Origin of the sequence: Marinobacterium rhizophilum, assembly GCF_024397915.1 — a bacterium.
In the GTDB taxonomy this organism is placed as follows: domain Bacteria; phylum Pseudomonadota; class Gammaproteobacteria; order Pseudomonadales; family Balneatricaceae; genus Marinobacterium_A; species Marinobacterium_A rhizophilum_A.
In genome coordinates this window covers 1,201,785-1,215,183 of sequence record NZ_CP073347.1, presented here as the reverse complement: position 1 = coordinate 1,215,183, position 13,399 = coordinate 1,201,785, and the positions used below count along the sequence as shown (strand labels likewise).

The window sequence follows — 13,399 nt, the reverse complement described above, 5'->3', positions numbered from 1 at the left end:
TCAAGAAGCGGGCCCAGCAGTCTGTCGGCTTTTCCGCAGTAGATCAGTGGTAAGTCCGACAGGCTGCTGGTCCGCCCTGGTTTCATTCCGGTCGGCTGTTTCAGGCTTTTTTGGCCTGGGCCAGCGAACCGGTAGTGGTTTTGCGTCGCATGCGGTACAGCACCTCGACGATCAGGCTCAGGGCCAGGGCGCCGATCTGCAGGCTCAGCATGGGCATGATCAGGCAGATTGCACCAGCGATGCTGGCGAGGGTCCACAGAGGGCTGCGACCTGCCATGACAGCCAGCATCCAGATTGCAAATCCCAGGCGCAGCATGATCCAGCAGAATTCGGTGATCGAGAAGTCGGCGATCAGCAGCAGCGACGGGTTAAAGGCGAAGGCAAAGGGCACCAGGAAACCGATGAATGCCAGGCGAACCGCGGTCAGGCCGATTCCCATCGGGTTGGCCTGGGCGATGGAGGCTGCGGCAAAGGCTGCCAGGGCGACCGGGGGCGTTATCGCGGACATGACCGCGAAGTACACCACGAACAGGTGCGCCGCTACCGTCGGCACGCCAAGCGCCTCGACCGCAGGCCCCATCACCAGAATGATGATCAGGTAGGCCGGCACCGTTGGCATGCCCATGCCCATGACCAGGCAGGCGATTGCCATCAACAGTAAAGACATCAGCAGGGAACCGTCGGACAGTGTCTGCGCCAGGGCGGCGAAGCGCAGACCCAGGCCCGTAAGGTTCATGACGCCGACGATGATGCCCACGGCACCGACTGCGACCAGGATAGTGGCGCTGGCGGAGGCGGCATTGGATACCGCCTTGCGCAGGGTCGTCAGTGAACGCACCTTGGGGTTGATGATCAGTCCAAGTACCAGGGCGATAACGGTCGCCCAGAAGCCCGCCAGGGCCGGTGACTTGCCGTCAATGAGCATGGCGACAATAGTGATCAGCGGTACGGCGAAGACGGACAGCATCCACCAGTCGTGGCCCGTCATGCGCGGCAGGGTGTCGCGATCCGGACGCTCGATGCCGACACGGCGCGCTTCGGCGGATATGCAGGCGAAGAGGCTGCCGTAGTACAGCAGTGCCGGGATCAGGGCAGCAAGGCAAATATGCAGGTATGGAATGCCGGTCAGGTCGGACATGATAAAGGCGACGGCACCCATGATGGGGGGCATGATCTGGCCGCCGCTGGATGCGGCGGTTTCCACGGCACCGGCGAAACGGGCCGAGAAGCCGCTGCGCTTGATCATCGGAATGGTAACCACCCCGGTGCCGACCACGTTGGCGACCGCCGAGCCGGACACGGAGCCAAACAGGGCGCTGGCCAGTACCGCAGCATGCGCTGAACCCCCACGCAGCCAGCCAAGGCTGCGCATGGCCAGCTTGAGGAGCACTTCGCCGGCACCCAGCACTTCCAGCAGTGCGCCAAAGATGATGAAAATGATAATGGCGCTGACCACAACGGCCAGGGGGCTGCCGAAAACGCCGTCGAAACTGTACCAGAGGGTGAATGTCATGTCGGACCAGCTAACGCCGGTATGGCTGAGAATGCCGCCGAGTTGCTCACCGAAGATGCCGTAGCCAATGGCTATGGCGCAGACCAGTACCAGCGGCAACCCCACCTTGCGTCGTGCCATTTCAAGCACCACGACGAGGGCGCCACTGCCAAGCCAGACGTCGAGCGGTTCTAGAAAGTAAAGACCGGTCTCCATGGACTCGGCGATAAGCGCGTAGCGTGCGAGCGCGGCGAGCAGCAGGGCACCAAGCACAATATCCACCAGCAGCTGGATGGGTTTTGTGGCCGGCCCGGGTTGGCTGAGCAGCAGCAGAATGCCCAGCGCGAGGCCACCGACCCTTATCAGGGTGTCGTCGTAGATACCAAAGCGGGCGGTATAGAAAGCGCCTGCTATCAGAATTGTCGCCAGCAGGAGGAACAGGGTATGGCGGAGCAACCGGGTCCAACGCAGCAAAGTTGTGTCTGGAGTTATCGTTATCATGAGGCAACCTTTACGCAACAGACGAGCTTGAGTGATGTACGGCTCAACTCTAGGGGGTTGAAGCGGACTTTTACAGATGGGATTTCACCAGGTGAAAAGCTCTGCGTGCATCCCTGTTATCAGTACAGACCGTTCTGCTCGAACAGTGCTGCAAGGTGGTCCGCGTCGGGCTTGAGCTGTTGGTAGAAGCTCTCTTCAATGCCGACTGCGTCGTAGGCCGACTTTATCCAGACAAAACTCAGGCAGGCCTGAATGTCTCCTTGCACGATAATGGGCAAGGCGATGGCACTGAATTCCTCCAGCGTATCGGTGGGCAAGCTCGTGAGGCTGGGGTCGCGTACGCCGTAGCCGCGATCACGAACCTCCTGCAGAACCTGTTCGATATAGCGGCTGTCTGCAGCGATTCGACCTTCCTCGCCACCCTTGTCACGGATACGGCTGAGGATAGATTCCCGTCGGCGCGGATCGCAGTAGGCGAGGTAGACCCGTCCTATGGCGGACTTGAGCATGCTGGGCTTGTAGCCGATAAGCTCCCGGTTCAGCACCAGTGTACTGCGTGAACGCGAGGTTTCGATGATGGTCATGCCTTCACCATCGAACACGGAAATATCGCTGGGCCAGTGCAGCCGCTGTTGCAGCTGCTCCAGCACGGGCGCCACGACCTGGGCGACGGCATCGTTGATGTGCACCTGCTCTCCAAGTTCGTGCAACCTGTACGCAAGACGATAGAGTCGATCGCCCATGCCTCTGAATATCCAGCCCTCCTGCTCGAGGGTGGCCAGAATGCGCAGCAGGGTGGCCCGGTCAATGCCCGTTGCCTGGTGCAAGTCACCCAGGCTGACGGGGCTTGCCGCCGCGTTGATGGTGTTGACGACGGTAAGACCCCGGGCCAGCGCACGAATCTGTTTTGTCATTCTCGGATCTCCAGTATTTCACCTGGTGAAATGTTGGATTGTGTCAGTGCGCCTGTCAATGGAAAGTAGACCAACATTGAATCCGGTGCTGAGTATCTGCACAGGTGTTGCGAGAGTTTCCTGGAAGGTTGTTATATGGCTAAGAAACCGAATATTTTGTTTATCATGGCCGACCAATTGCGGGCAGATTACCTGGGCTGCAATGGTCATCCCACGATTCAGACACCCAATATCGATGCGCTGGCCGCGCGGGGAATCAATTTTACCCGCGCGTACTGCCAGGCGCCCGTGTGCGGGCCCTCTCGCATGTCCTTTTATACCGGGCGCTACGCATCAAGCCACGGCGCCAGCTACAACAATGTACCGTTGCGCATTGGTGAGCGAACCCTGGGCGACTACCTGAGACCCGAAGGCTACCGGGTGGCGCTGGTGGGCAAAACGCATATGCGACGGGACGAGGAGGGCATGCAGCGCCTGGGAATCGATGTGCAGTCTTCCCGTGGCGTCCTGACCAGCGAATGCGGTTTCGAGCCCTTCGAGCGGGATGATGGCCTGCATCCGGATCAGTCCGTCAATCCGGACCTGAAGTACAACGAATACCTGCGCAGCCAGGGGTACGAGGGCAAAAATCCCTGGCACGACTACGCCAATTCCGCACTGGGGGACGACGGCGAAGTGGTCAGCGGCTGGTACATGCGCAACAGTCATCTGGCTGCGAGGGTCAGGGAAGAGGACTCGGAAACAGCCTACAGTACCCGGCGTGCCATGGAGTTCATCGAACAGGCCAAGGGCAGCCCCTGGTGCCTGCATCTGAGCTACATCAAGCCACACTGGCCATACATGGCGCCCGCGCCCTATCACCAGATGTATGGCAAGGGCGACATCCTGCCGGTGGTGCGTAGCGAAGAGGAGCGAGCGCAGCCGCATCCGGTGATGGGCGCCTTTATGGGCCACCCCGAATCCACCGCCTTTGCCCAGGACGAGGTCCGGGAACGGGTGATCCCGACCTACATGGGGCTTATCTCGCAGCTGGATGACCATGTTGGCAAACTGATGGCGTTCCTCGAACAGCAAGGCGAGCTCGACAATACACTGATCGTACTGACATCCGACCATGGCGACTACCTGGGCGATCACTGGCTGGGCGAGAAAGAGCTTTTCCACGATGCCAGTGCACGCATTCCGATGATTCTGGTCGATCCGCGGCCAGAGGCGAATGCAACCCGCGGGGTTCGCTCCGACCAGCTGGTCGAAGCCATCGACCTGGTGCCGACCTTTGTCGAGTCTGCCGGGGGCGGCGGCTTCGATCATGTGCTGGAAGGCCGCTCGCTGCTGCCGCTGGCCCGGGGCGAGACCAGTGTCCAGTGGCGCACCCATGCCTTTTCAGAAGCCGATTTTGCCTGGCGTCCCGCCCGTATCGAACTGGGACTGGAAACGGATCAGGCCAGGGCCTTCATGGTGACCGACGGCCGCTGGAAATATGTTCACTACGAGCATTTCAGCCCACAGCTATTTGACCTGGCCGCGGACCCTGGCGAGCTGCGCGATCTTTCGAACGATCCGGAATACGCCGAGGTGGCCAAGGAGCTGGCTGAGGCTCTGTACCGCTGGTTCCGCGAACGCAAGATGCGTATTACGGTCAGCAACAGCCAGGTCGCCCAGAGCACGGGTTCAGCCCACAAGCGAGGTTACCTGTTCGGGCTCTGGTAAGGAGGCCACCCCGCTTATTTCCGGGTAATCCGCACGCATTATTCCAAAAGCGGTCGGCACTTGGTGCCGGCCCTGGAAACTGCGGCCGTATTTTCAGGATTTCCTCCCTGGCGGGCATGTCGCGGATGCGGGGGCATTGCGGGAACGAGCGCCCGTTACAGAACGACAATCACGTCTTCGGCCGGCATGCGGGCCTTGGGGCGTCCGTGGTTGAAGTCTTCACCCTCTTTGTAGTACCCCATGGCCAGTGCGACTTCACATACGTAGCCATCGAGTTCCTCCTTGAAAAGCTCACCGATCAGTTCAGGATCCACACCTTCCATGGTCGTTGAGTCAATGCCCAGGCGGGCCAGGGTGTGTAGCGTATTTCCCAGCGCCAGGTACGTCTGTGCCTTTGTCCAGTGACCGTTGAAACCGTTCTTGTCGGTATTGGCCTCTGCAAACGCGTAGGCACCGAGCATGCTGTCGTACAGTTCAGGCGGCAGGTGGCCGGATGAAACTTCGACATCCACTCGTTTCCGGTATTTCTCCTTAGTGAAGTGTGGATCATAGGCAAAGAGGATCGTGTGTGACGCCTCTTTGGCATGCGGCTGGTTAAACTGGTGCTTGTTGGCGAAAGAATCATGCAGGCGCTGTTTCGCTTCATCGCTTTCAATAACGATAAACTTCCAGGGTTGTGAATTTATGGACGAGGCTGAAAGGCGCAGGGCTTCTAATGCGACTTCCAGGTCTTGCGGGGCTATCCGCCTGGTTTCGTCGTACTTTTTGGTCGTATATCTGCGGTTCAGTTCTTCTATGATTTGATAAGACATGTTTTAGCCTGCTTTTTAAATGGGGGGATGATAGATAACGGTTATTTAACGCTGTGTTCCGGAGTAATTGTTTTAATGAGAGCCATTATATTTTGAGGACTTAAAACAAAAAGCCATAAACCAATAAATGTCTTTTTAGATTCTTTTGATAATGTTAGCCCGGCGGGTTAATACATGAAACAGGGATGTTTCATCATTGGCCGCAGGCCAATGCGAACCCTACAAAAACCAGCACGTCCACGCACTTGCGCCTGTTTTTGTAGGGTGACTGGCAAATAGGGGGGGAACCTATTTGCCATCCAGGTTAATAAGGGCACCTCGATAAACCGTAACGAGCGGGCTTAGAGGCAAGGCGCAAGGCGCGCGGGCGCGCGGGCGCGCGGATGCGCGGATGCGCAGTGTATGGGGTATGGATGAGGATTCCTACCGGGCTGGCGCACCAGCACCGCGCAACGCAACCTAGCAGTCGCGCAGCAGGTATTTCGAGGTGCCCAGTAAGTGGCAGGGTCCGAGGTGCACCCCGGTGTCAGGGCTGGCGTGCATCAGGTGCCACGTAGGTAAACCCAATGATATTGGTTGACAATGTCAACCAATATCATTAAGGTTGACTCTATCAACTACTTCTTCGGAGCCCAGCATGACAGACAGTCCTATCGGTGAAGCCCTGCATCAGCTGCTCCATGCCTACAAGCGGGCGATGCAGCAGTCCTACCAGGCCCATGGCATTGACTTTGGCATTGGCCATATCCGCTCCCTCAAGGTGATTCGTGCCCACCAGGCATCGCCTGAGTCTCCCTGTACCGCACAGCAGATCGTCGCCCGGCTGCAGCGTGACAAGGCGCAGATTGCGCGCCTGGTGAAGGACCTGCTGGCGGCAGAGCTGATCGACAGGCACGACAACCCCGACGACAGGCGCAGCCAGATCCTGCGCCTGACTCCGGCGGGGGAGGCGATGCTCAGGCGTATCCAGGACGCGGAACAGCATGCGAGCCTGCGCCTGTCCAGGGGCCTGAGTCAGGACGACCTGCACAGCTTTATCCGCCTGGCCAAAAGCATGACCGGCAACCTCAAGCCCTGAACAGCCCGGCGGCGCTGCACAAGCCGTTTCGCCCCCTGCCTTTCAATGGAGATCCCATGACCCGACCTGCACCGCGCGAACTGACCCTGCTTCGCAAGCAACAGATTACTCCCAACATGCTGCGCCTGACATTGGGTGGTCGCGGCATGGCCGGGTTTCCAGACGAACAGGCCAGTGCCTACGTGAAACTTGTATTCCCAGCGCAGGGTGAAGCTCGTCCGGTGATGCGCACCTATACGGTACGGGCGCAGCGTGAGGGGGAAATTGATATTGATTTCGTGGTTCATCAGGATGCCGGCCCGGCCTCACGCTGGGCACAGCAGGCGCAGGCAGGTGACAGTATCCTGGTGGGCGGCCCCGGCCCCAAAAAGATGTTGGATAACAGTGCTGACTGGTTTCTGCTCATAGGCGACATGACGGCATTGCCGGCCCTTAGTGTGAACCTGGAGCAACTGCCGCGTGACGCCAGGGGCTATGCCGTTATCGAAATCCTGGATCAGGCCGATCAGCAGTTACTGGACGCGCCCGACAATATCGACATCCACTGGGTGCTGAATCCCCATCCCGGAACATCCGACAACAGCTTGCTCGACCAGGTGCAGCAGCTGCCCTGGCTTGAGGGACGCCCGAGCGTCTGGTGTGCCTGCGAGTTTTCCAGCATGCGTCGACTGCGCGATCACCTGCGAGCCCAACCGGAAGTCGAGCGGAGCAACCTGTACATTTCCAGCTACTGGAAGCTTGGGGTGGGCGAAGAAGCACACAAGGTGCTCAAACAGGCAGCGGGCTGACGGGTAGCGTCGCTAGGTCGCTTTACTGGCTGTGTCTTGAGCCGTAAGGCGGCCATTCCAGGTTCAGCGTGCCCAACCCCGCATTGACCGGACGAGCGGAGCAACCTGTACATTTCCAGCTACTGGAAGCTGGGCGAGGAAGCACACAAGGTGCTCAAACAGGCTGATAGCTGATAGCACTCCACTGTCAGTAAGGGGCCTGCAAGGGATAACCCGGCTCTCAGTGCGTGCATTTGATGGCCTTGTTGCACAGGGCATTAACCCTGCCCGGGTACTGCGCGCAGATGTGCTGATGAGCGCAGTGCCCTGGTCAGAACCGACAGACAGATGTTGCCCGCGATTGACTTTGCGTTGATGGTTATATTATAACATCGCGCTTTCATTCTGACCCAGGCAACGCGTGTCATGATAAAACTGCGTTTAATCCTCGTCGGCGCCAGCATGCTGGCCGCCGCTTCTGCTTTTGCTTCTGACGGTGTACTCGACATCGTGGCTCCCTGGGAGGTCGGCAGTACCGATCCTGCCAAGGCCGGCTATGTGTATACCCGGCTGCAGATTGGCGAAACCCTGGTTGAGGTCAACGATCAGGGCAAACTCCGCCCCGGCCTGGCCGAAAGCTGGACACTGGCGGATGACCAGCTGAGCTGGCGCTTTACCCTGCGCCAGAATGTGCACTTTCACGATGGCAGCCTGCTGGGCGCCGAGGCAGTGGCCAGGGCGTTGCAACGGGCCCATGCCAAGCCGGGCATGCTGGCCGTGGCGCCTGTCGAGGGGATAGAGGCCCAGGGCAACCAGGTGGTGGTGCGCCTGGCCAGTCCCTTTGCGCCGCTACCGGCGCTGCTGGCTCACAGCTCTACCCAGATTCTGGCACCCGCTTCCTACAATGAGGCGGGGGAGGCCACCCAGGTGATTGGCACCGGCCCTTACCGTGTCGAGCAGCTGCAGATGCCACAAAAGCTGACAGCCACCGTTTTTAACCATTACTGGGGCGAGGCGCCTGCTATAGCGAAGCTCAGCTACCTTGCGGCCGGTCGCGGCGAAACCCGGGCCTTGATGGCGCAAAGCGGCGATGCCGATATCGTCTTTACCCTGGACCCGGCCAGCCAGGCACGGCTGCAGCGTGACAGCAGGCTCGATGTACATGGGGTGGCCATTTCCCGCACCCTGTCGCTCAAGCTTAATGCCGGTCATCCCTTTTTGGCCGATCCCCAGGCGCGCCAGGCCCTGAGCCTGGCACTGGATCGCCGTGGCATGGCCGCAGCGTTGCTGCGCACCCCTGATGCGGCGGCCAGTCAGTTGTTTCCGCCGGCAATGGGCGACTGGCACCTGCAAGACCTATCCGCTTCCGAGCGTGATCTGGACCAGGCAAGGGCGTTGTTGGCCGGGCTTGGCTGGCAGGCAGACGACAAGGGCATGCTGAGCCGTAACGGTGAGCCCTTTACCCTGACCCTGACCACGTTCGCCGACCGCCCCGAGCTGCCGCTGCTGGCCACCGCTATCCAGGCGCAGCTGCACGAACTGGGGATTGAACTGGTGGTAAATGTCAGTAACGCCAGTGAAATCCCGGCCGGCCATCGTGATGGCAGCCTGCAGCTGGCCCTGGTGGCACGCAACTTTGCGCTGGTACCTGATCCTCTGGGCACCCTGTTGCAGGACTTCGGTCCCCAGGGCGGCGACTGGGGTGCCATGAACTGGCATTCGGCACGCCTGGACGAGATCCTGCAGCAACTGCTGAGGGAAGCCGATCCTCAGGCTGCGGTCGAGCTGCGCCAGGAAGCGGCCCTTTTGCTGCACAGGCAACTGCCGATGATCCCGCTCGCCTGGTATCAGCAAAGCGCCGCTGTATCCAATACGGTCGCCGGCTTTAGCATCGATCCGTTCGAGCGCAGTTATCGGGTGAGTGACATGAGGTGGACCCAGTGATTCCGGTGTTAAGTTATCGGCTGATGCAGGCCGTGCTGGTGGCACTGATGGTCGGGGTGCTGACCTTTATCCTGACCCACGCACTGCCCGGCGACATGGCGTTTCGCATCGCGGCCGGGCGTTACGGTTACGACTATGTGAATGCCGCCGCCGCCGCCGCGGTTGGCGTCGAGCTGGGGCTGGGCTTGCCCGCCTGGCAGGCACTGGGTTACTGGATCTGGGATCTGTTGCGCCTGGATCTGGGTCACTCCCTGGTGAGCGGCGAGGCGGTGTTTGATGAGCTGCGCCATCAGCTGGGTCATTCCTTCAAGCTGGCTGTCGCCGCCGTGGGGCTGTCGCTGTTACTGGGCCCGCCCATCGGCATTCTGGCCGGGCTTCGGCCCGGTGGCCGGATTGATCGGCTGACCCTGCTGTTGGCCACCGTGCTGCGGGCCCTGCCTCAATTCGTGATTGGCATTGTGTTGGTGATGTTGTTTGCCGTTCAGCTGGGCTGGTTGCCTGCTGCCGGTCACGGCACGGTGGCGCATACGCTGCTGCCGGCACTGACCCTGGCCCTGGGGCTGGCCGCCGTAGCGTGCCGAGTGAGCCGCAACGCCATGCAGGGCGTGGCCAGTTCGGCTTTTTATGCCTTTGGCCGCAGCAAGGGGCTGAGCGAGCGGCGGGTATTCAGCCGTCACGGCCTGCGCAACGTGGCGGTGCCGGTGCTGGCCCACCAGGCCATGCAGCTGGTGTACCTGATTGAAGGCGTGGTGGTGGTGGAAACCCTGTTCGCCTGGCCCGGCATCGGCCATGCCCTGGTGCACGCCATCGTGGCGCGGGATGTGCCCATGATTCAGGGTACCGCTCTGGTACTGGGGCTGATGTTCGTGCTGATGAATGCTCTGGTGGATCTGCTGTGCCACCGTATCGATCCAAGAAGGAGGGAAGCCTGATGCAAACCGCCACTCTGGTCACGCCGGCGGCTGTCCCCGTCGAGCGCCGCTTTTTGAATTCCCGTCAGCGCCTGGGTGTCGGCCTGTTGCTGGCGTTGGCGCTACTGGGTTTTGGCCTGCCGCTGATAAGCGAGCTCGATCCGGCTCGCCAGAATCTGAGCCAGATCCTGGCGGCTCCGAGCCTGGCCGAGCCGCTGGGCACGGATCACCTGGGCCGCAGCATGCTGGCCCGCATGGCCTCGGCCGTGCAGCTTTCCCTCGGTCTTGCCTTGCTTGGGGTCGTCACGGCCGCTGTGCCCGGCGTTCTGCTGGGAGTGCTGGCCGGCTGGCGCGGCGGCTGGGTTGATCGCAGCCTGGGCGTCTTGGCCGACACCCTGCTGGCGTTACCGGGATTGCTGCTGGTGTTACTGCTGGTCGCGATCGCGCCCGGCAGTTTCTGGGCCCTGTATGTGGGCATTGCCCTGGTGCTCTGGATTGAATATTTCCGGGTGGTGCGTCTGACCACTGTGCGTTTGATGGCCTCGCCGCAGATAGAAGCATCACGGCTGCTCGGCTTTGGCCCCGCTTACATCCTGCGCCGTCACCTGTGGCCGGCGCTGGCGCCGGTGGTGCTGACCCTGGGGGCCTTTGGCGCCGCGACAGCGATCCTGGCCATTGCCGCCCTGGGGTTTGTCAGCGTGGGGTTGCGCCCGCCAACGACCGAGCTGGGTCTGATGATGACCGAACTGCTGCCCTATTACCATGATGCGCCCTGGGTGCTGTTGCAGCCCATCGTGGCGGTGTTTCTGCTGGTGCTGGCGCTTAATCTGCTGGCGGGAGGGCGCAAGCCATGATGGAACTGTTGAAAGTGGAACAGCTGGCTGTGGCGGGCATCGTGCGGCCGCTGTCATTCAGCCTCAAGGCCGGTCGACCGCTGACCCTGCTGGGGGAAACCGGCTCGGGCAAGAGCCTGATTGCCCAGGCCATTATGGGCAATCTGCCGGCGGCACTGCAGGCCCGCGGGCGGATCTGGCTGCGCGGCGAGGAAGTCACCGCGCTTGATGCCGCCGCCCGGCGCCGGTTATGGGGCCGGCAGCTTGCCATGCTGCCGCAGGAACCCTGGCTGGCGCTGGACCCGACCATGACCGCCTGCGAGCAGGTGGCAGAAGGCTACCGCTATGTGGCCGGCGCCGACTGGGCGCAGGCCCGCCGTCAGGCCGCACAGGATCTCACCCGGCTTGGACTGGGCCATGCCATCCATTGGCTGCCGGGGCAGCTGTCGGGCGGCATGATGCAACGCCTGGCCTTTGCTGCGGCCAGCACGGGCGGCGCCGATATCGTTATTGCCGATGAGCCCACCAAGGGGCTGGATGCGACCAGCCGCGACCAGGTAACCGGCCTGCTCAGACAGGTGGCGCAGGGGGGCGGTGGCCTGCTGACCATTACTCACGACATCGCGGTGGCGCGGCAACTGGGCGGTGACGTGATGATCGTGCGCAATGGCGAGGTGCTGGAGTCAGGCCCGGCAGAGCAGATACTCAGGGCGCCGGCCAGCGACTACGGCCAGGCCCTGCTGGCGGCGGAACCCGCTGCCTGGCCCGCACTGGCATCACTCAAGGCCGGCCGGCCCGTGCTCAAGGGGGAGGGGCTGGCCAAGGCGCGGGGCGAGCGTCTTCTGTTTCAGGATCTGTCTTTCGAGCTTCACGCGGGCGAGGTGATGGCGGTGGTGGGCCCCAGTGGTTGCGGCAAGAGTACCCTGGGCAGTATTTGCCTGGGCTTGCTGGAGCCGGATGCCGGCACTGTGTGGCGCGACGCAGCCTTGCCTCGCTTACGCTACCAGAAACTCTACCAGGACCCGCCCGCCGCGTTCGCTCCATATTGCAGCCTGGGCCAGAGCCTCAGGGATCTGGTGCGGTTGCATAAAAAGGACTGGGCCGAAGTGGAGCGGCTGCTGCCGCAGCTGGGACTTTCGCGCGGCTTGCTGGAGCGCAGGCCGCAGGAAGTGTCGGGTGGCGAGCTGCAACGGCTGGCAATCCTGCGCATCCTGCTGCTTGATCCGGTGTTGCTGTTTGCCGATGAACCGACCTCCCGCCTGGATCTGGTGACCCAGCAGCAGACGATCAAGCTGCTGACCGATCTGGCCCGGGATCGGGGCTGCGCCTTGCTGCTGGTCAGCCATGAAGCCGAGCTGGTCAGCAAGGTTGCCGACCGCACCCTGCAGTTTACGGCCAGTGGTGTGATGCAGCACTGACAGCGCCACCGGCGCTTACCCGTAGCGGCTCAGGTCGTTTTCGGGCCGGCACGGTGTTTCAGGTACGCAAGGGCCTGTTGCACCGTGGTGTAGCCACTGACCAGTACGATGCCGGTGAGCACGAACAGGGCGCCGAGCAGGAAGCGCGGTTCAATCGGTTCATTGAGCAACCAGGCGCCAAATGCGGCCCCGAACAGCGGCGTCAGGAAGGAGAAGGCCCCCAGGCGGGACGCCAGGTAGTGCTGCAGCAGCCAGAACCACAGCAGCAGGCTGGCGAAGGACACCACCACCGACTGGAACGCCAGGCTCGCCCAGACCTCGGGTGTCGGGTTAAAGGTGGTTTGACCCTGCCAGATCGCAAAAATCATCAGCACGACAAATGCGACGACCAGCTGGTACATCAGGGTGTGGGTGGCCGGCAGCCGTGACAGCCGGGTGGTTCTGAGAATCACCGTTGTCATGCCCCAGGCGGCGCCTGCCAGCAGGGCCAGGGTATCGCCCCAGAGCATGGAGAGTACATCCGGCTGGTCTGTCTGCGTCGCGGAACCAAGAAAAGCGATGGCAATGCCGCCAAAGGCCAGCAGTATGCCGAGCCATTGCAGGGGCGCCAGGCGCTCGGATGCGACCGTGAAGTGCAGCCCCAGCGCTGCGAACAGCGGTGCCGTGTACATGAAGATCACCACATGGGAGGCACTGGTGTGGCGCAGACTTTCGCCCATCAGCAGGTATTCGGTGGCAAAGAGGGCGCCGGCCAGCAGCCCCGCCTTCCAGCTGCCATCCGAGAATGTCAGCCGCGTGCCTCGCAGTTGCATGAACAACCCGACCAGCAGGGCACTGATGCCCGAGCGCAGGGCGATTTGCAGCACCGGCGAGATATCGTCGGCCGTGGCCTTGATGGTGATTTGCTGCATGCCCAGCACCAGGCAAAACACCAGCATGAGAACGGTGGCCCTTGTATCGAGGGGCAGTCGTGAGTCCAATGTAGGCTCCAGGGTGAAATAAGAAGTTCAGTTGGCGTG

The 13,399-nt window shown here is 61.5% G+C and carries 11 protein-coding genes; 7 read left to right on the top strand and 4 right to left on the bottom strand.

Going from position 1 to position 13,399, the window contains the following annotated elements:
- Positions 1-100: 100 nt before the first annotated feature.
- Both KDW95_RS05440 and KDW95_RS05435 read right to left on the bottom strand, forming a co-directional pair.
- Positions 101-1,948 (bottom strand): TRAP transporter permease, encoded by a 1,848-nt coding sequence (locus KDW95_RS05440; RefSeq protein ID WP_255855266.1) that lies wholly within the window; start codon positions 1,946-1,948, stop codon positions 101-103.
- A 164-nt stretch (positions 1,949-2,112) separates the two neighbouring features.
- Complete coding sequence (locus KDW95_RS05435; protein WP_255855265.1) at positions 2,113-2,907, bottom strand: IclR family transcriptional regulator domain-containing protein; 795 nt, start codon at positions 2,905-2,907, stop codon at positions 2,113-2,115.
- 135 nt (positions 2,908-3,042) lie between these two features.
- Between KDW95_RS05435 and KDW95_RS05430 the strand changes: the two genes are divergently transcribed.
- The gene (locus KDW95_RS05430) at positions 3,043-4,617 is read left to right on the top strand and encodes an alkaline phosphatase family protein (protein WP_255855264.1); all 1,575 of its coding nucleotides are present in this window, start codon (positions 3,043-3,045) and stop codon (positions 4,615-4,617) included.
- 155 nt (positions 4,618-4,772) lie between these two features.
- Here KDW95_RS05430 and KDW95_RS05425 read toward each other — a convergent pair whose 3' ends face one another.
- The gene (locus tag KDW95_RS05425; protein ID WP_255855263.1) at positions 4,773-5,429 is read right to left on the bottom strand and encodes an NAD(P)H-dependent oxidoreductase; all 657 of its coding nucleotides are present in this window, start codon (positions 5,427-5,429) and stop codon (positions 4,773-4,775) included.
- 637 nt (positions 5,430-6,066) lie between these two features.
- Here KDW95_RS05425 and KDW95_RS05420 point away from each other — a divergent pair.
- From KDW95_RS05420 to KDW95_RS05395, 6 genes are all read left to right on the top strand, one after another.
- Positions 6,067-6,507, top strand: a complete 441-nt coding sequence (locus KDW95_RS05420; protein WP_255855262.1) for a MarR family winged helix-turn-helix transcriptional regulator — start codon at positions 6,067-6,069, stop codon at positions 6,505-6,507.
- Positions 6,508-6,563: 56 nt separating this feature from the next.
- On the top strand, positions 6,564-7,295 hold the full coding sequence (locus tag KDW95_RS05415; RefSeq protein ID WP_255855261.1) for a siderophore-interacting protein: 732 nt from the start codon (positions 6,564-6,566) through the stop codon (positions 7,293-7,295).
- A gap of 405 nt (positions 7,296-7,700) precedes the next feature.
- Positions 7,701-9,218, top strand: a complete 1,518-nt coding sequence (locus KDW95_RS05410) for an ABC transporter substrate-binding protein (protein WP_255855260.1) — start codon at positions 7,701-7,703, stop codon at positions 9,216-9,218.
- Positions 9,215-10,150, top strand: coding sequence for an ABC transporter permease (locus KDW95_RS05405; RefSeq protein ID WP_255855259.1), 936 nt, complete (start codon positions 9,215-9,217; stop codon positions 10,148-10,150). The genes KDW95_RS05410 and KDW95_RS05405 overlap by 4 nt, the downstream gene beginning before the upstream one ends.
- Entirely contained in the window at positions 10,150-10,983 is an 834-nt protein-coding gene (locus KDW95_RS05400) for an ABC transporter permease (RefSeq protein WP_255855258.1), read from the top strand. Before KDW95_RS05405 ends, KDW95_RS05400 begins: the two co-directional genes overlap by 1 nt.
- Positions 10,980-12,380, top strand: a complete 1,401-nt coding sequence (locus KDW95_RS05395; protein WP_255855257.1) for an ABC transporter ATP-binding protein — start codon at positions 10,980-10,982, stop codon at positions 12,378-12,380. The genes KDW95_RS05400 and KDW95_RS05395 overlap by 4 nt, the downstream gene beginning before the upstream one ends.
- 29 nt (positions 12,381-12,409) lie before the next feature.
- Here the strand turns inward: KDW95_RS05395 and KDW95_RS05390 are convergent, their stop codons facing one another.
- The gene (locus KDW95_RS05390; RefSeq protein ID WP_255855256.1) at positions 12,410-13,360 is read right to left on the bottom strand and encodes a DMT family transporter; all 951 of its coding nucleotides are present in this window, start codon (positions 13,358-13,360) and stop codon (positions 12,410-12,412) included.
- Positions 13,361-13,399: the final 39 nt, after the last annotated feature.